The organism is Streptomyces polyasparticus (assembly GCF_014493765.1).
Classification (GTDB): Bacteria; Actinomycetota; Actinomycetes; order Streptomycetales; family Streptomycetaceae; genus Streptomyces; species Streptomyces polyasparticus.
In genome coordinates, this window is sequence record NZ_JACTVJ010000004.1 from 258,094 (window position 1) to 275,826 (window position 17,733).

Consider the following 17,733-nt stretch of genomic DNA (forward strand, 5'->3'; position numbering starts at 1 on the left):
GGCGACCGCACCCGTTACAGGCCGGGCGGGCCATGGCCGGTGCGTGCAGTGTGCCACGGTCTTCCAAGGTGTAACACTGCACTCTGCAATTTTCAGAGTGCGTCTTGCCAAGTGTTCCCGGCGGGGAGATAGTGGCATGCGTGAACCCGTCCGCCCCGTTAGGAACCGGCGTGGCTATCGGCAATGCAGCAGCACAACCGGAACTCGGCCGTCGTTGCCGTTTCGAGTTGACCGCAGGCGCCGAGGCCGTACCTCGCGCACGCCGACTGACGCACGACCGCCTCCTCGGCTGGGCGGTGTGCGACGAGACCCGCGACATGGCCGCACTCGTCGTCTCCGAACTCGTCACCAACGCCGTGGTGCACACCGCGAGCCGCCGTATCGTCTGCGAGTTGCTCGACGACCGCAGCGCGGATCTGCTGCGCATAGTGGTCATCGACGAGGGCTGCGGCCCCGACCGGCCCGCCCCGCATCCCGCACGCGACGGCGTGGAGGACCACGGGCGCGGGCTGCTCCTGGTGCAGGCGATATGCCGCGCGTGGGGCGCGGCGGAGGCCGGCCTCGGACTCGAGGTCTGGGCGGACCTCCCTCGTAACGCCGTATCGGATCTCCCCCGCACCGCCGTATCCGATCTCCCCTGCACCGCCGTATCCGATCTCCCCTGCACCGCCGTATCCGATCTTCCCCCTACTCCCGCGTCCGAGGTGGGCTGAGCATGCGCGCGATGACTCTCGACCGGCTCACCTCGCTCGCCCGCCGCCTCAGCGATGTCCCGCTGCCGCTGCCCGAGGGCATGCATGCCCGGCTCGGCTGCGACGCGGTGGGCATGCCCGCGGAGCTCGGCCGCCAGGTGATGGGCCGGATGAGCCGGGTCGGCTGTGTGTACGCGACCGGTGACCGCTGGTGGTGGATCGTGCCCTCGCATTCGCAGCAGTCCCTGGACTGGCCCGAGCCGGTGCGGTACGCGGCCCGTGCGCTCGTCCCCGCGTCCTCCGGCGGCGCCCAGCTGATCCATCTGCCGCGGCGCGACGCTCCGTACACGCCGCCGATCCCGCTGTATCTGACTCTCTGCCGGATCACCCGGACCGTGCCGGTGTGGATGCGGCCGGCGCAGGCCGAGGGCGTCAGGGACACCGGGGGCGTCGGGGGCTTCTGAGCCGGGGCATCCGAGGGGCGGGCGGCTCGGCCGGTTCACGCCCTGCCCAAATCCCTTGTTCCGGGCGATAGTTGACCTCCTGATCCGAACCGGAGGTCTGAGTGAGACTCGGCTGGGGGGCCAGGACTACCGCACGTGAAGCATCTCCCGCTGGTGAAGCACGTTCCGCACGCAAAGCACCTTCCGCACCCAGCAGACCCGAAAGCGCGACATCGGACTCGGAGCAGCTGCTCTTCGGCGGCCCGCTGCGCTACGACACCGGCTGGGCCAAGCACGAAGAGGCCGCCCTGGAGCTGGACTTCAGAGCCCTCCTTCGCCGCTTCCCCGCCCTGATCGCCGCCAGCCTCCGGCTCGCATGGGGAGCCGACCGGCAGGCCGCCCGCATCGTGGTCTCGGCGGAACTCGGCCGCGGACTCGCCCAGGCGGTGAGTCTGCTCGCGGTCAACAGCGTGCTCGGCCGCCTGATGGGCGACGCTCCGATGGAGGAGCGGCTGCGCCAGGCCGCACCCGCCCTCATCACGGTCGCCTGCGTCCTGTTCGTCTCTGCGCTGCTGCGCTCTGCTTCCTTGTACGCCACCGGCCGCCTCGAGCCCAAGGTCGAACGGGTCGCCACCGAGCAGTACTTGGAGCGCGCGGCGTCGGTGGAGCTGTCGGCGATCGAGGACGACGCGTTCCACAAGCTGCTCGACACCGCGCAGTATGGTGCGGCTTCGGCACGGCGGATGGTCTCGCTCGCCACGCGCGTGGTGAACGCGGCGATCTCGCTGATCGCGGCGGCGAGTGTGCTGACCGTGCTGCATCCGCTGCTTCTGCCGCTCCTGGCGACGATGACGCTGCCGAGCGCCTGGTCCGCGCTGACCAACGCCCGCAGGCGCTACCGCTCCTTCCACGCCTGGGTGCAGCACGCCCGGGCAGGACGCCTGCTCAGCAGTCTGCTGACCGAGTCCCGTGCCGCCCCCGAGATCCGGGTGCACGGCGTCGGGCCCTTCCTGCTGCGGCACTTCCGCGCCATGTCCCAGTCCGCCGAGGCCGAACAGACCCGGCTCGCCCGCCTCGGGGCCCGCACGAGCCTGGTCGCGGCCGCCTGGACGGGACTCGCCACGGCCGCCACGTATACGACGCTTGGCGCGCTGCTGTTGACGGGAGCGATGTCGCTCGCCGTGGCGGGTACTGCGGTCATCGCGATCCGCACGGGCTCGGCGAACCTCAACACGCTGGTCCTGGAGGTCACCGAACTGCATGAGAACGCCCTGTTCGTGGGCGATCTGGAGAAGATGCACAAGGAGGCCGAGACACGGACGGTGCCGGTCGGCGGCACCGAACTTCCCGCAGAACCACGGGAGATTCGCTTCGACAGGGTCACCTTCCGCTATCCGAAGAGCGCCAAGGAACGCCCCGCGCTCGACGACATCTCGCTCTCGCTGCCCACCGGCAAGATCATCGCGCTGGTCGGCGAGAACGGCTCGGGCAAGACCACCCTCGTCAAGCTGCTCGCCGGTCTCTACACCCCGCAGCAGGGCACCATCTGGTGGGACGGTGTGGACACGGCGGGCGCGGACCGGCGGCAGCTGGCGGAGCGGATCGCCATGGTGGCGCAGGACTTCAAGCGCTGGCCGTTCACGGCGAAGGTCAATATCGCCATCGGCCGGCCGTCCGCCGAGCTGACCGAGGAGCGGCTCGCGCGCTCGGTGGGCGAGGCAGGTGCGGACGAGGTGGTGGCGGATCTCCCGCGCGGCCTGGAGACCCTTCTGGTACGGGTGTTCACCGGCGGTCATGAACTGTCGGGCGGACAGTGGCAGCGGCTGGGCATCGCCCGCGCCGCGTACCGCCGCGGCGGCATCCTGATCGTGGACGAGCCGACGGCGGCGCTCGACGCGCGTGCGGAGCTCGAAGTCTTCGACCGCATCCGCTCGTTGGCGGGTTCCGGCCAGACGGTCATCCTGATCACCCACCGCCTCGCGTCCGTACGGCATGCGGATCTGGTGCATGTCCTGCAGGGCGGGCGGCTCGTGGAGTCGGGGACGCCGCGGGAGCTGCTCGACAGCGGCGGTGTGTACGCGGAGCTGTACGGCCTGCAGGCCAAGCAGTTCGCGGAGTCCTGAACGCATGGTGGCCGGGCTCCCTTTGCGGGGAGCCCGGCCACTAGGCGGTCACTTCACTCAGCGTCCGAGGAGCGCGTCCGTCTCAGCGTCCCAGGAACGCGTCGTACACCGTGACCTTCGAGACGTTGCCCTGCTGGTCGGTGACCTCGGCGCGCAGCGTGACACCCTTGCCCGCGGCCGGCGCGAGCAGCGCGTACTTGCCGAGGACCTTGGGCAGCTTGGTCCAGTGCCGGCCGCCGTCGTAACTGGCCTCGACGGTGAGCGACTTGAGGTTGCCCTCGGCCGCGGCCGCGCCCTGGATCTCCACCGGCATCAGGAGCGGCCGGTGCGCCTTGACCTTCGACTCCAGGTCCACGGCGGGGTGGAAGCGGACCACCGAGACCGGCGCCGCCTTGTCCCCGCTCTTGGAGCGGAAGGTCCAGCTCGCGTCGATCCGCGTGGCCACCTGGAACATCTTGCGGTTGGCGCGCGTCTGCGAGGTGCTGAGCGTGTACTCGGCGTCCTCCTTCGGCAGCGGGAAGGACTCGAAGGCGATCTCCGAGTCGTTCTCGGCGAGCTTCACGCCGTTGCGGTACAGCGTCGTGGTCGCCGTGACCCCCTCCGAGCCGCCCCGGTGGCCGGCCCCGTCCGCGAACACGTCCTGGAAGGCGTAGAGCGTGTCGCCGGAGCGCGTGATGGACCGGCTGCCGTCCAGAACCGGCCCGTGCACCCCGGTGTTGAAGGGGATGCCGTAGGTGCGGCCCGCCGCGTACTTCGCGAAGTAGATCTGGTACGAGGTTTCCGACGGCAGCCATCCGTTGGGCAGCGGATCGCCCAGCTGGTCGGCGAAGAGGCTCCAGTCGGCGTTGTCCGCGGCCGACACGTACAGGTGCTGCGTCGTGGGTGCGGCCACGAACCGGCCGGAGGTGAAGCCGGAGATACCGGTCACCGAGCCGATCGCCGACAGCCAGGCCGTCTTGCCAGGCGCGAGCACCCCCATGCCCGCCTCGATCCGGGCCAGTTCCCCGGGCTGCACCTGCTTGGTGAAGCCGTCGTCGAGACGCTTGCGCGCACCGCCGTAGACCACCGAGTACTGCGTGTCCTCGCCCACCGCGAAGTCGGCGTCCCACACCTGGTTGAGCAGCTGGCCGTCGGCCAGGTCGCCGCCGAGATGGGCGGAGCGGAAGTTCGCGTACGACTCCAGGCGCCAGCCGATGGTCAGCGGGAACGACGGGCCCTGCACCTCGTACGCGGCATAGGCCTGCTCGGGGACGGCCTTGGCGTCGGGGACGGTGATGTCCACGGGCTTGGCCGTACGGGCGTCGAAGGTCACCTTGGTGTCGCCGTCGACCTTCAGACGGGGCTGGGCGATCCAGTCGAGGCCCTTGGACAGGTCGGCGCGATCGGCGATGACCATGCTCTGGACGCTGTACTCGCCGACGGGCAGACGCAGTTCGGTGCTGCTCGACGCCTCGTCGAAGGTGAACTCCTGGCCCGCCGCCACGCCGGTCAGAGCGGTCACATAGGTCTGGAAGTGAGCGGCCGCCTTGCCGTCACGGCCCAACTGCTCCAGCGAGACCGTGTAGCTGGCCACCTCGCGCTCCACCGCGGCGGCCGTACGGACGCTCTGGCCGCCTCCGGTCGCGGTGATGGCCGCGCTGTACTGGCCGTCGGCCGCCTCGACAGAGGTGTCCGCGGTGAACGTGGCCTCCGCGGTGCCGCCCGCGGGCACGGTGAGCTGCGCCGGGGCGACCCCGAACATGCCGGCCGGGGCCGCCTCGCCCTTGGGACCCTTGCCCGCGACGGAGAGGTCGAGGGTGACGTCGGACGTACCGGTGTTGCGGTAGGTCACCTTGCGGTCGATCGGCGCGTCGTCCTCGTGCGGCCAGGCGGCCTTGCCGAGGCTGAGCGAGGTCGGGCTCGCGTACACGCCCTGCGCGATCGCCTTGTCGACCTGGATACGGCCGGCGCCCTGCTCGAACGCGGTGAAGCCGCCGTCCTTGGTGGAACCGGTCAGGACGCCCTTGAGCTCGGCGGCCTTCCAGTCCGGGTGCTGCTGCTTGAGGATCGCCGCGGCGCCCGCGACGTGCGGGGTGGCCATCGACGTACCCGAGATGGTCATGTAGCCCTCGGGGTTCTCGCCGACCTCGGCAGCGATGGAGTTCCCAGGGGCGGAAGCGGCGGTGATGTCGACACCGGGCGCGGTGACGTCGGGCTTGATGGCACCGTCGCCGACGCGCGGGCCGCGGCTGGAGAAGCTCGCCATGGCATCGTTGTCGTCCACCGCACCGACGGTGAGCGCGCCGTCCGCCGCTCCCGGGGAGCCGACGGTGGAGGCGCCGGGGCCCTCGTTGCCCGCCGCGACGGTGAACAGCACGCCGTTGTTCTCGGTGTACGTGTTGACGGCCTCTTCCAGCGGTTCCACGCCGGGGGCGTCCGGGCCGCCGAGGCTCATGGACACGATGTCGGCGCCCTCGCCGACGGCCCACTCGATGGCCTCGATGATGTCCGACTCCTCGCCGCTGCCCGTGTCGTCGAGGACCTTGCCGTCGATCAGTCCGGCACCGGGGGCGACACCCTTGAACTTGCCGCCGGACTTGGCACCCGTACCGGCGACGGTAGAAGCCACGTGGGTGCCGTGGCCCTGGCGGTCCTTGGTGTCGGCGGAGGCGGAGAAGTTCTTCTCGACGAGCTGCTGTCCGACGAGGTCGGGGTGGGTCTCGTCGACTCCGGTGTCGAGGACGGCGACCTTCACACCCTTGCCGTCGTAACCGGCCTGCCAGGCCTTGTCGGCACCGATCTGCGGTATGGAGACGTCGAGTCGGGCCTTGACCGGCGCGTCGAGCCAGACGTTCCTGACACCCGTCGTGGCGGCGAGGCCGTTCCTGGCCGTGAGCGAGTTCCAGAGCTCGGGGAGGTCCTTCGCCGGGGTGGTCACGGCCTCGGCGTTGAGCGACTTCAGGTCGCGGCGGACCTCGGTGCCGCCGGCGTCGCTCACCTCGGCACGGGCGGTGGCCGCCGCGCCCCGGTAGCCGACGATGACCTTCAGGCCCTTCTTGTACGCCTTGCGCGCGGCCGGTGCGGCGAGCAGTTCGGCATCGAAGAGCCGCTGGTCGAGCACGCCTTCGGCGATGAGGCGCTCGGCGTCGAGCGGGATCACCAGGGAGCGCCCGCCATTGTCGGCGATCCGGACCGGGATGTCCTCGCGGCCGGGCGCGGGGCGAAATCCGGTCACCTTGCCGCCGGTCACCTCGGCCGTGTCACCGGTGATCAACTGCACGCGGTGGGTGGGCTTGTGCGGCGCCTTCGCGGAGGCGGGGGCCGCGCCGTCGGCGGTCGCCGGAAGCGTGGTGGCACCCATGGTGGCCGCGATCACCGCGGTGGCGGCTGTCGCGACCAGGGCTGGTCTGTAGACGAGTCTGCGCATCGGCGCAGTATTCAAGGCCGATTCACGCGCAACAAGAGGCCGTGATCTCACCGGGAGTGACCATGCGGCGGACGGTCAAGTCGACATTCCCCCTGATGCCGGAATCGCCCGCCGCGAATTGAGACTTGGTATACCGAACGCCCGAGTTGGCCCTGCGAAGCAAATTCACAGCAAAACTCGTCCGGAAAATGAGCTAGGACAACGGCATACCATCCACACCACCCAAAACCACCAAGAAGGCATCCGACGCCAGATCCATCACGACCTCGGCCGCCTCGCCCTCGAGCCGGCGCGCATGCGCGAACTCCTCGGCGGGCCAGGACCCGCGCGGGCCGCCCGCAGGGAAGCTGCGGAGAATCACCCGTCCGTTGCGTACGTTCATGGAGCACCCCCGTGCTCGTTCTCGTTGCGACACCTGTGCGCAACGAAGAGTCACAGGGAAAGACACCCCCGCGAGGGTGGAAGGTGCCCAACGTGACGTATCCGACACGAAGTTGATGCACGGCGGGACATGAAGTGCCGAGCCTCCGGATGCCCTAGCCGCCGTACGTCTGGATGCGCTCACCGTGGCTGCGGTCGGTCAGGGCAGGCAGGCGGTCGGTGAGTTCGGCGACCGTGGCGGGCACGTCGACCGTGAGCAGTTCGCGGTCGCGCATGAGGACCCGTCCATCGACGACGGTGGTCGTCACATCGCCGGCCCGTGCGCTGTGCACCAGGGTGGCCGCCAGGTCGTGCACGGGCTGCGCATGCGGCCCGGACAGGTCGACGAGGACGAGGTCGGCCCTGTGGCCGGGCGCCAGCGAGCCGATCCGGCCGCCAAGTCCCAGGGCGCGGGCGCTCTGCAGGGTGGCGTGGTGCAGCGCCTGGCGTGCCGTGAGCCACCGGGGGTCGCCCGTGGTCTGCTTCTGCACCAGGGCCGTGAGCGTCATCGCCTCCCATACGTCCAGGGTGTTGTTGGACGCGGCGCCGTCGGTGGCGAGGCCGACCGGGATGCCGAGAGCGGCGAGTTCGCGTACCGGGGTGGTGTCCCAGCCGAACTTCATATAGCCACGGGGAGCGGTCGCGACGGCGATCCGGCCGCTCGCCCGGCCGAGCAGCTCGAAGTCGCGCTCGATGAGGCCGGTGCCGTGCGCGATGAGCAGATCCGTGTCGAGCAGACCGGCCCGGTGCAGTACCTCGATGGGCGTAAGCCCTTCCTGGGCAAGGGAGTTGTCGGTCTGGGCGCGGTTCTCGGCGGCGTGCAGGTGCACGGGCAGGCCGTGGTCGCGGGCGAGTGCGGCGGTCGCGGCCAGATCTTCGGCGGTCACGGTGTACGGGGCGTGCGGGGCGAGCGTGGTGGTGATCCGGCCGTCGGCCGCGCCTTGCCGGCGCAGGGCGAAGTCCAGGGAACGTTCGCGCCCTTCCGGGCCCTGCGAGGAGAAGTAGGCCCAGCCGAGATGCGCGCGCATCCCGGTCTCGGCGACCACGTCGGCGACCTCGTCCATCGCGAAGTAGTGGTCGGCGAAGCAGGTCACGCCCGCCCGGATCATCTCCGCGCAGGCGAGCCGCGCCCCCAGCGTCACATCCCGCTCGGTGAGCCGGGACTCGATCGGCCAGATCCAGTCGTTGAACCACTCCTCGACGGGGAGGTCCTCGGCGATGCCGCGCAGGGCCACCATCGGGGCGTGCGTATGGCAGTTGACGAACCCCGGCAGGGCGATCTGGCCGCGCGCGTCGATCCGCTCGCGCGCCGCGAGCGCGGTGGCCTCGGCAGCGGGGATCAGTGCGTCGATGACTCCCTCCCGTACGACCAAGGCGCTGTCGGGGCGGAAGGCGATCTGCTCCCGCTCGTCGTGGACGAGCGCGGTGCAGTGGGTGATGACGAGATCCGCTGGGGCCTGGGCGGCGGTCGTGGTCATGGGGTCACGGTAGCGGGGTGCCGCGGACGGCTGTGGACATCAGCGGGCGGCCGCGGACGGCTCCGGTCCGGTTGTCAGTGGCGGCCCGTAGATTTCTCTCCGTGGTCACGAGCGCCGGTGGGGCGCTCGGACCGACCCTGGGGAGAGGTGTGCGATGGGGGACCGTACGTATCTGGAGCTGTCCCAAGACGGCGGCGGAGCGCACAAGTTCTACGAGGTGACCGTGGAGGGGACGGTCGTCTCGGTGCGTTATGGACGCATCGGCGCGGGCGGCCAGACGCAGACCTCGACCTTCCCGACGGTGCAGAAGGCACAGACCGCCGCGGCCAAGAAGATAGGCGAGAAGATACGCAAGGGGTACGCGCCGGCGGTCCAGGGGCTGCGCGCCCCACGGGCGGTGACGCGCCGCCAGGTCGCCTCGGCGCCTTCGCGGGCCCGCAGCGTGGCGCCGGTCCTGTGGCGCTTCCGCACCGGGTCTGCCGCGTTCGGCATCCATATCGACGAGGACCGCTGCTGGGTGGGCAACCAGGCGGGCGATGTGTACACGCTGAGCCACAGCGGCGAGGTGCTTGCCCGCTATGCGCTGCCGGACGGGGTCAAGTGCCTTGTGGCGGACGACTTCTGGATCTATGCGGGCTGCGACGACGGGAAGGTGTACGACCTGTCGTCCAAGCTCCCGTTCGCCGCGTACGACATCGCCGCCGACGTGGACATCTTCTGGCTGGACATCCACGAGGGCGTGCTCGACGTGTCCGACCGGGACGGCGGCCTCACGGTGATCGACCACGAGGACGAGTACCAGTGGTCCCGCAAGTCGCGCGGTGCGCACGCCTGGATGGTGCGCGCCGACGAGGACGCGGTCTACCACGGCCACGCGGGCGGTGTGACGGCCTATGCGCCGGACGGCACGGGCGAGTTGTGGCACACGCCGACGCAGGGCGCCGTCCTGTTCGGCTGGCAGGAGGACACCTCGGTGTACGCGGGGACGGCCCGCCGCCAGGTGCAGCGGCTTTCGAAGGCCACCGGTGCGATCGAGGCGAGCTACGGCTGCGACGACCCGGTGTACTCGTGTGCGACCTCACCGGACGGCCGCCATGTCTTCGCGGGGGACAACGCCTCCTCGGTGTACTGCTTCGCCGCGGACGGCACCCGGCTGTGGAAGCTGGGCACGGGCGGCGGCTCGGCGCTGTCCATGCAGTACCTCGACGGGAAGCTCTACATGGTCACCACGGACGGCTCGCTGGTCTGTGTGGATGCCTCCGAGTCGGCGATCGCGGCGGCCCGTTCGGGCTCGGTGCCGACGGCGGTCGACATCAAGTACTCGGCGGCGACGCCCACGTACACCCCGGCGACCGCGGTCACGCAGGTGGCCACGGTGACGGCCGCGCCCGCGCACGGCGTGATCGTGGAGTGTGTGCAGGACGGCAGCCGGCTGCGCGTCCATGTCGCCTCCGCCGGCTATGAGCCGACGTGGAATGTGCAGTTCCCCCGCGACATCCGCGAGCCCGGCGCCCGCTATGTGGTCGACGCGCTGCATCCGGCGGCAGGCGGCTTCTATCGCGTACGGGGCGAGATACGCCGGCTCGTCTGACGTACGTCGAGTTTGCGCAGCAGCATCCCGGCGGCACCGGCGGTGAAGTACATCAGGATCGCGTACACGGCGCTGGGCACGGCGATCTCGGTGCTGTCGAGCAGCGAGGGGCTGAGCGCGATGGTGAGGGAGAGCGAGGTGTTGTGCATCCCGATCTCCATGCAGGCCGCGACGGCCTGCGGGTGACCGGCGCCGGCGCCTCGGGCGGCCGCGTAGCCGGTGGCAAGGGAGATGAAGCTGAACAGGACGGCCACAGGCCCGACTTCGGCGAGGTACTCCCCCACGTTGGACCGCTCGGCGAGCAGCGCGGCGACGATCACTCCGGCCAGGATCACCAGGCAGAGGATCTTGACCGGCCGTTCGGCACGCTCGGCGAATCCGGGGCGCTTCGCCCGCACGACCATGCCCACCGCGACCGGGATCAGGACCAGCGCGAACACCTGCAGCGTCTTGCCGAACTGCAGTCCGACGCTGCCGTCCTCGCCCGAGACATCCCAGTACCCGACGGCGAGGTTCACCACGAGAGGCAGTGTGAACACGGCGAGGACGGAATTGATGGCGGTGAGCGTGATGTTCAGTGCGACATCCCCGCCGAAGAGGTGGCTGTACAGATTGGCCATCGTCCCGCCGGGCGAGGCGGCGAGCAGCATCATCCCGACGGCGGGCGCGGCAGCGAGCCCGAAGGCGACCACGAGCCCGAAACACACGGCGGGCAGCACGACCAGCTGACAGCCGAGCGCGGCGATGACCACCTTCGGATACTCCCGCACCCGCCGGAAGTCCCCGACGCTCAGGCTCATCCCGAGCCCGAACATGATCACTGCGAGCACGACGGGCACGAGCACGGTGACGAGACCGGAATCCATGGGGGTCAGGGTGAGGGGTGGTGGGTCAGGAGTCCATGGGTGCGGGGCACGGAAAGGGCTTCCGAGAAGGAGCGGACCCGAGAATGCGCTCCGGAAAAGGAGCGGACCCGAGGGCGTAGCCTGCCCTCGGGCCCTGTGGATGCCACTCGTACGGCACGCCGGCACGTTGAAGGATCCGGGTCAGTCTGATGTCGTCGCGTCCTACCTTTGGACCACCGCGCATCGAGAGCTGCGCGGACAGGAGTTGAACCTGCACTTCGGCGATGCGGGCCCGGGCCCGGTTGATCCGGCGATGAGCGGCGGATACTGAATCTGGAGCAAGAGTCTGAGATTGATCGCGGTCTGCCTCTACCGGACTTGGGCTACCGCGGCCCGAACGCCCCACCAGGCGGGGCTTGCTGTGCCGCGGGGAGGATTTGAACCTCCACTGGAACCGCGTCGTCACGACAAGCTTCAGTTTCAGCTTGCGCTCCTCGCGCACCCAGACCGTTTTCCACGGCCTGGGAGATGTCGAGGCTACCCGAACAGGTAGCCGAAGAAGGCCTCGCCGACCCGCTGGTCGGTGACCTCCACGCCGTTCGCTTCCTCGCGCGCGAACTTCACGGCCTGCTGCAACTTCTCGACGCGCTGCAGGAGTTCGTTCACGCGCTGGGCGGGCAGTGCACCGGAGAACTTGACGGTGGTCCAGTAGCCCACCGGAATGTCCTCGTAGTAGACCTCGACCTGCGCCGGGTGCTTCTCCGTCGCCTCGGCCTTCACATGGTTGCGCGGCACCTTCTTCGTCCGCACCGTGCGGACGGGCTCCGTCTTCCAGGCGTCGGTGGACGGGTCACGCACCCAGGACTCCGCGGCGTCGAGCACCGGCAGCTTCCGTATGAAGGTGTTGAGGTCGGTGAGCTGCTTCTCGAGGAAGAGCAGATAGGAGACGGGTACGCCGGCGATCAACACCCGTCCGTCGACGGTGACATCGGCCTTGGCGGTGCAGTTGGCCCAGTCCTTGGTGGCGGTCACGTCGAAGAGCCGGGTCAGCGTCGCCGCGGTGTCCCGCAGCACCTCCTCGGCCTGCAGCTGCACCCGGGTCGACTCGGGCGGCAGCTGCTCGCCCTCCTCGTCCTTGGGCTGGTACGTACGGGCAATACCGGACAGCAACGCCGGCTTCTGCAGCCCGTGATGCGCCGCGGTCAGGTCCTGATGGGACTTGGACTTGACGCCCTTCTCCACTGCGATGATCTGATTGAGTTTCGCCACGTGGGCAAGGTAGCAACGACAAGGTGCGCAATTCGACGGGTTATTCGCGCACCCTCGCCGTGCGAGACTCCCGATCATGAACCTTCAGCCCAGCGCCTACGTCCGCAACCTGCCCATAGGCAAGCAGATCCCGCTCCCCGCCGAGGGCATCCCCATGGGGGAGATCTTCCCGTTCGAAGGGGACTTGAGGGTCAAGGTGCTCGAGGAGCCGGTGCTGCCCGAGCCCGCGCGCCATGGTGAAGCCGGGGCCCATGAGTGCGGGACCTGCCGGAAGTCCGACGAGGAGTTCCTCTGGACGGACGAGCACTGGCGGCTCACCGGATTCGCCGAGCCCGAGTCCCTGCCCGCCATGGTGCTGCTGCAGCCGCGCGGGCACTACGACCTGCACGATCTGCCGGCCGAACGGGCCGCCGAGCTGGGCGGAATGCTCCAGCGGGCCGAGCGGGCCGTGAAGTCCGTCGAGGGGATCTCGCGGGTGCACGTGAACAAGTGGGGTGACGGCTGGGCCCACTTGCACATGTTCCTGATCGGACGGCCCGAGGGAATGATGCAGCTGCGCGGGAGCTGTCTGACGCTGTGGGGCGATGTGCTGCCCAAGGTGGAGGCCGGGGTGTGGGCCGAGACGAACCGGCGGATCGCGCGGGCGATGGCGGAGGGCGGCGGGACGGCACACGTATGAGCCCTGCCGGACCACCCCCCAGTCAAGATCCACTGTCAGTGGTGGCTGCCAGAATGGAAGCAGTTCGTCAGAAGACCGATGAATTGTCGTTGCCCGGCCGGTCTGTAGTGGTGACAAGAACGGGACGTTCGAAGCCCATCATCAGGTCAACGGCAAGACAGAAGCTCAACAGCAGCACAGAGACAGACAGTTGAAGAGGAACTCGGAGCATCACCATTCCAGAAGACGGAGCCAGATCATGTGCACTCACCAGCCTTCGTGCCCCACCGCCGACCGCCCCGACCGCGAAGCCGCACGCGTCGTCGCCTCCCACCCCGAGCAGGGCTGGAGCCGCTTGTGCAACGGCACGATCGTGTTCGACGACACCGGGGAGCTGCTGCCGGGCGGGGAGATCGTCCCGCCGCACCGACCGCTGCTCACCCTGATCCCCTCGCAGCCCGAGGGCCCGCTGCCGACGGGGCCTGCGCGCGGTCAGTCGATCGTCGCGTTCGCCGCCTGAGCCATGGCGTACAAGGCGGCGAGGTCACCGTTGATCGGTGCCGCCGCCGGTGGAAGCACCGCCAGGTGCGGCACCACGCTCACCACCTTCGCTGCTTGAGGCACCGCTCGCACGACCCTCACTGCTTGAGGCACCACGCGCACCACCTTCACTCCTTGAAGCATCAGTCGAGCCCCCGCTTTCCAGCGGCGGAGCGTCCAGCACACAGTGCGTGTGGCACTCCGGGTGGCACGGTTCCCGCTCGCCCTTCTCCGGGGCGGGGTTGCGGACCGTCAGCCAGGCGATGAGCGCACCCGCCGCGAGCAGCCCCGCGCACAGCGGCATCGCAAGCCGGAAGGCGCTGTTGAACTCGGCCGCCGAGCGATACGCCTCGGGGCTCATCCCCACGAGCAGCGGCAGCGCGGCCACCGCGATCAGGCCGGCCGCCCGGGCCGCCGCGTTGTTGATCCCGCTGGCAAGGCCCGCACGGGACTGGTCGACCGAGGCAAGGACGGTCGCGGTCAGCGGAGCGACCAGCGTGACCATGCCGAGCCCGAGCACCAGAACGGCCGGCAGCACATCGAGCCAGTACGAGGCACCGGGACCCGCCCGCATCATCAGGAGCATGCCCGCCGCACACAGCAGCGGGCCCACGGTGAGCGGAAGCCGTGGACCGATCCGCTGGCCGATGGCCCCTGAGCGGGCCGAGAAGAACAGCATCAGGATCGTGGTCGGCAGCAGTGCCGTGCCTGCGGCGAGCGCCGAGTAGCCCGTGACGACCTGGAGTTGGAGCGCGGAGAGGAAGAAGAAGCCGCCGAACGCTCCGTACACGCACAGGGTCACCAGATTGACCGCGCTGAACTGGCGGGACGCGAAGACCGAGAGCGGCATCATCGGTTCGCGGCTGTGCCGTTCGACGTAGAGGAACGCCGCGGTCGCGACGACGCCCGCGACGGCCGATCCGACGACCACGGCGGAGGCCCCGCTGTCGGGCGCCGCGATCAGGGCGTACGTGAGGAAGGCGAGCGCGAGGGCGCCGAGCACCGCGCCGGGGATGTCGAAGCGGCCGTGCGCCTGCTCATCCCTGGACTCGGGCACATGGCGCAGCGCGACCGGGACGCAGAGCGCGGCCAGCGGCACATTGAGCAGGAACACCCACCGCCAGCCGGGCCCGTCCACGAGCCAGCCGCCGAGGAACGGCCCGACCGCGGCACCGACACCGCCGAGCCCCGACCACAGCCCGACCGCGGCGGCCCGGTCGTCCGGGTGGAACGAGGCCTGGATCAGCGCGAGCGAACCCGGGGTCAGGAGCGCACCGCCCACACCTTGCAGGGCGCGTGCCGCGATCAGCACTTCGGCGTTGGCCGCCAGACCGCACAGCAGCGAGGCGGCCGCGAACCACACGACGCCGATGACGAAGACCTTGCGCCGCCCGAACCGGTCACCCAGCGCCCCGCCGAGCAGGATCAGTCCGGCGAGCGCCAGCATGTAGGCGTTGACGGTCCACTGCAGGGCCGCCAGATCGGTGTCGAGATCGTCGCCGATCCTGCGCAGCGCCACGTTCACCACGGTCGAGTCGAGCAGCACCATCGTCGATCCGAGCACGGTGGTGAGGAGCACCCAGCGGCCGGCGGCGGTGCCGGTGCGGAGCGAGGCGAAATCGGCGGCAGCGGCCATATGCGGATTATGCGGGCGCCCACCGCGGGCGGCCACTCGCCCGCCCGCCATAGGCGCCCGACTCACCCCTTCACTGCCGGCTGATCGTCCGCGTCACCCCCGCCGCGACCGTCGTCGCAAGCACCCATCCCGCGAGGATCAGCACATACGCCAGCTTCTGCAGCAGCCCCTCGGGCGTGTAGGCCTTCTCCTGACCGAGGTCGACGATGGGCAGCAGCAGGTCGAGGGTGAAGAAGAACGGCGAGAAATCCGGGGCTTCCTCCGGCTTCACGGCGCGTGGCTCCCGTATCCCGTACGCGATCCAGCCGATGAGCAGCAGCGAGAGCAGCGATCCGGCGGCGCGCACCGGACGGAAGCCGTAGCCGACGGTCACGTCCTGGAGGTACCCCCAGGCCTTCGCGTACGGCGGCAGGGTGGCGCGATGGCGGCGCTGCTTGGCGAGCTGGACGGTGCGCGCCGCGTCGTCGTCGCCGAGGCCGCGGTAGGAGAGGGCGAGTTGCTCGTACGAGAAGGGGACATAGCCGTCGGTGTCGCGGGCCAGGAGCGGGAGCCGGCGCGCGGCCGGTTCGTGCGGGGCGAGGGCGGTGTAGGTGAGGCCGTCCAGACGGACCTGATCGGGCCAGACCTCCGGTTCGGCGTGCAGCAGGTCGATCTGGGAGCGGCGCAGCACGACCGCGCCCTCGATGGGGGTGGCTCCGCGGAGCCACAGCTCGCCGACCACCATGCCGGATGCCCGCAGGGCCGTGTTGCCGGGGTGCCTCAAGGTGGCCCCGGTCAGGTTCAGTTGGCCGGGGATGCGCGCACCGCGGAGGTTGATGCGGCCGTGTGCCGTCATGCCGGTCGCCTTGAGGTCCGAGCCCACTGCGAGATTCGAGGCGTGCAGGGCCGTGTCCGCGGGGTTGTCGAGCCGCGCGTCCGAGAGATTGAGCGTGGAGCCCACGGTGGTCCCGTAGAGCCGGACTTCACCCCGGGCGACCATGCCCACCGCGCTCAGGAACGTGCCGACCTGGAGTCCTGCCGCGCGCAGCGCCATCTCGCCGGGGCGTATGAACTGTGCGGTGTCGAGGCGTATCTCGCCGCCCGTCGTCAGCGACTCGAGGCGGCCTTCGCCGTGTGCGACGAGGGAACGGGCCGACAGGGCACCCGCGATGTTGGCGCGGCTCAGCTCGAGGACCGGGCCGGTGCGGCCGGCTTCCGTGTCGGAACCGCCATCCGCCCCCGGCACCGTGCCGGTACCGCCATCCGCCCCCAGTACCGCGCCGTCCAGCGTCAGCGATCCGCCGATCTGCGCCCCGGTGAGTGAGACGGCGCGGCCGACCTTGGCGTTCACCAGCGACAGATCGCCGTCGAACACCGCCGCACCGGCGGCCAGGCCCGGGAGCACACACTCCCCCAGATACACCCGGCGCATTCGCGCCCCGAAGAGCAGCGGCTCACTGTCGAGGTGGCAGCCGAGCAGGCTGACCGTGCACTCGACCTGCCCGTACAGGAGCGCGAGCTGTCCTGTGATGCGCGCTCCCGCGATCCGCAGGGCCGGGATCTCCCCGGATTCCCGCGGCCCGTCGAGCAGCAGCGCCGTGAGCACCTCCGCCCGCAGCGTGCGGTCGGGGCCCCAGCCCGCGCCGAGGGTGATGTCCTCGTCCTCGGCGGTACGGAAGTCCAGCGCCGTCCCACGCGGGAACGCCGCCCATACGCGCGCTTCGGCCGGAGTCAGGTCCCTCGGTTCCATTCGCGGGACTCTGACCTGGACGGCTGCGCGGTGTCAACATCGTTCGCCGTGCGGGAGGTTGGCGTCTGCACGCGGAGGGTGTGCCACGCACAGACGCCGGTACTCACACCGCCGCGAACAGCGCCTCGGCCTCGGCCACCGTGTGCGCGAGTACCTCCGCATCCGGCCGGACTCCCGCCACGACGGCATCGATCGCGCGCAGACCGGCCCGGTCCAGGAGCCTCTTCTCATTGGTGACCCACTCGCCGCGCCCGGCGAGCACCGCATGCGCGGTGTACATCGCCGCCGTGACGAGCGCGCCCGCCACCTCGGCCGCCTGGGCGCGTGGCGCGAAGTTCCCCTTCGCGTAGCCGAGGGTCATGGCCGCACGCTCGCGCCAGACGCCGGGCGCGTGCCGGCGCAGCTCCGACGGGTACGCGGGGCGCGGGAGTTCGCCGTACAGGACCTTGTTGACGGCGAGCTCGGAGACGACCAAGTAGCTGGGGATGCCCGCGAGATGGAACATCAGCGGCTCCCAGCGGAAGCGGCCGGCGCGCGCCTCGGCCAGCTCGTGCTCGACGACGTCCAGATCGCGGTAGTGCACGTCCACGGAGCGGCCGTCGACGGTGAGCCACGCGCCCCCGTTGAACACCCCGCCGCCCCAGCCGCCCAGCTCGGACACCTGCCCGGGCCAGCCCACGGAGCGCAGCTCATCGGGGTCGAACGTGCCGCGGTAGTAGAGCGCGAAGTCCCAGTCGCTCTGCGGTGTGTGCGTGCCCTGGGCGCGCGAGCCGCCGAGCGTCACGGCCTGGACGCCGGGCAGCACGGCGAGCTGTTCGGCCACATAGGAGGGGAAACGTTCGTCCGTGACTGCCCCTGTCCGCACCTGCGCCCCGCTTCCTGCCTACTCCCCCGCCACCACGC

At 70.2% G+C, this 17,733-nt stretch carries 13 protein-coding genes, 1 tRNA gene and 1 pseudogene; 6 read left to right on the plus strand and 9 right to left on the minus strand.

What is annotated here, in order from left to right:
• Positions 1-170: 170 nt before the first annotated feature.
• The 3 genes from H9Y04_RS05495 (at position 171) to H9Y04_RS05505 (ending at position 3,258) form a co-directional block, all read left to right on the plus strand.
• Complete coding sequence (locus tag H9Y04_RS05495) at positions 171-713, plus strand: ATP-binding protein (protein WP_308800867.1); 543 nt, start codon at positions 171-173, stop codon at positions 711-713.
• 2 nt (positions 714-715) lie between these two features.
• A complete protein-coding gene (locus tag H9Y04_RS05500) occupies positions 716-1,156 on the plus strand; it encodes a hypothetical protein (protein WP_187812519.1) in 441 nt (146 codons plus the stop codon).
• Between the two features lie 227 nt (positions 1,157-1,383).
• Positions 1,384-3,258, plus strand: coding sequence for an ABC transporter ATP-binding protein (locus tag H9Y04_RS05505; protein ID WP_214660941.1), 1,875 nt, complete (start codon positions 1,384-1,386; stop codon positions 3,256-3,258).
• A gap of 82 nt (positions 3,259-3,340) precedes the next feature.
• Here the strand turns inward: H9Y04_RS05505 and H9Y04_RS05510 are convergent, their stop codons facing one another.
• The 3 genes from H9Y04_RS05510 to H9Y04_RS05520 all read right to left on the minus strand — a co-directional run bounded on the left by H9Y04_RS05510 (position 3,341) and on the right by H9Y04_RS05520 (position 8,562).
• Positions 3,341-6,664, minus strand: a complete 3,324-nt coding sequence (locus tag H9Y04_RS05510) for a S8 family peptidase (RefSeq protein WP_187812521.1) — start codon at positions 6,662-6,664, stop codon at positions 3,341-3,343.
• Between the two features lie 193 nt (positions 6,665-6,857).
• Complete coding sequence (locus tag H9Y04_RS05515; RefSeq protein WP_187812522.1) at positions 6,858-7,046, minus strand: DUF8839 family protein; 189 nt, start codon at positions 7,044-7,046, stop codon at positions 6,858-6,860.
• 154 nt (positions 7,047-7,200) lie between these two features.
• Positions 7,201-8,562 (minus strand): amidohydrolase, encoded by a 1,362-nt coding sequence (locus H9Y04_RS05520; protein ID WP_187812523.1) that lies wholly within the window; start codon positions 8,560-8,562, stop codon positions 7,201-7,203.
• A 154-nt stretch (positions 8,563-8,716) separates the two neighbouring features.
• Between H9Y04_RS05520 and H9Y04_RS05525 the strand changes: the two genes are divergently transcribed.
• A complete protein-coding gene (locus tag H9Y04_RS05525) occupies positions 8,717-10,153 on the plus strand; it encodes a WGR domain-containing protein (RefSeq protein ID WP_187812524.1) in 1,437 nt (478 codons plus the stop codon).
• Here the strand turns inward: H9Y04_RS05525 and H9Y04_RS05530 are convergent.
• From H9Y04_RS05530 to H9Y04_RS05540, 3 genes are all read right to left on the minus strand, one after another.
• Positions 10,117-11,019 (minus strand): bile acid:sodium symporter family protein, encoded by a 903-nt coding sequence (locus H9Y04_RS05530; protein WP_187812525.1) that lies wholly within the window; start codon positions 11,017-11,019, stop codon positions 10,117-10,119. The two genes, H9Y04_RS05525 and H9Y04_RS05530, sit on opposite strands and share 37 nt — an antisense overlap.
• A gap of 401 nt (positions 11,020-11,420) precedes the next feature.
• Positions 11,421-11,519 (minus strand) — tRNA-OTHER (locus tag H9Y04_RS05535).
• A gap of 16 nt (positions 11,520-11,535) precedes the next feature.
• Positions 11,536-12,267 carry a DUF7873 family protein gene (locus tag H9Y04_RS05540; protein ID WP_187812526.1) on the minus strand — a complete coding sequence of 244 codons (732 nt, stop codon included), beginning with the start codon at positions 12,265-12,267 and terminating at the stop codon, positions 11,536-11,538.
• Between the two features lie 76 nt (positions 12,268-12,343).
• Between H9Y04_RS05540 and H9Y04_RS05545 the strand changes: the two genes are divergently transcribed.
• Together H9Y04_RS05545 and H9Y04_RS05550 are read left to right on the plus strand one after the other, a co-directional pair.
• Complete coding sequence (locus H9Y04_RS05545; RefSeq protein WP_187812527.1) at positions 12,344-12,946, plus strand: HIT family protein; 603 nt, start codon at positions 12,344-12,346, stop codon at positions 12,944-12,946.
• 238 nt (positions 12,947-13,184) lie between these two features.
• Positions 13,185-13,361 (plus strand): annotated as a pseudogene (locus H9Y04_RS05550) (DUF5999 family protein); the annotation flags it as partial.
• Positions 13,362-13,469: 108 nt separating this feature from the next.
• Here H9Y04_RS05550 and H9Y04_RS05555 read toward each other — a convergent pair.
• The 3 genes from H9Y04_RS05555 to H9Y04_RS05565 all read right to left on the minus strand — a co-directional run bounded on the left by H9Y04_RS05555 (position 13,470) and on the right by H9Y04_RS05565 (position 17,695).
• Positions 13,470-15,101 (minus strand): MFS transporter, encoded by a 1,632-nt coding sequence (locus H9Y04_RS05555; RefSeq protein ID WP_187812528.1) that lies wholly within the window; start codon positions 15,099-15,101, stop codon positions 13,470-13,472.
• Between the two features lie 70 nt (positions 15,102-15,171).
• Positions 15,172-16,830 (minus strand): translocation/assembly module TamB domain-containing protein, encoded by a 1,659-nt coding sequence (locus tag H9Y04_RS05560; RefSeq protein ID WP_187812529.1) that lies wholly within the window; start codon positions 16,828-16,830, stop codon positions 15,172-15,174.
• Between the two features lie 103 nt (positions 16,831-16,933).
• On the minus strand, positions 16,934-17,695 hold the full coding sequence (locus H9Y04_RS05565) for a nucleotidyltransferase domain-containing protein (RefSeq protein ID WP_187812530.1): 762 nt from the start codon (positions 17,693-17,695) through the stop codon (positions 16,934-16,936).
• Positions 17,696-17,733: the final 38 nt, after the last annotated feature.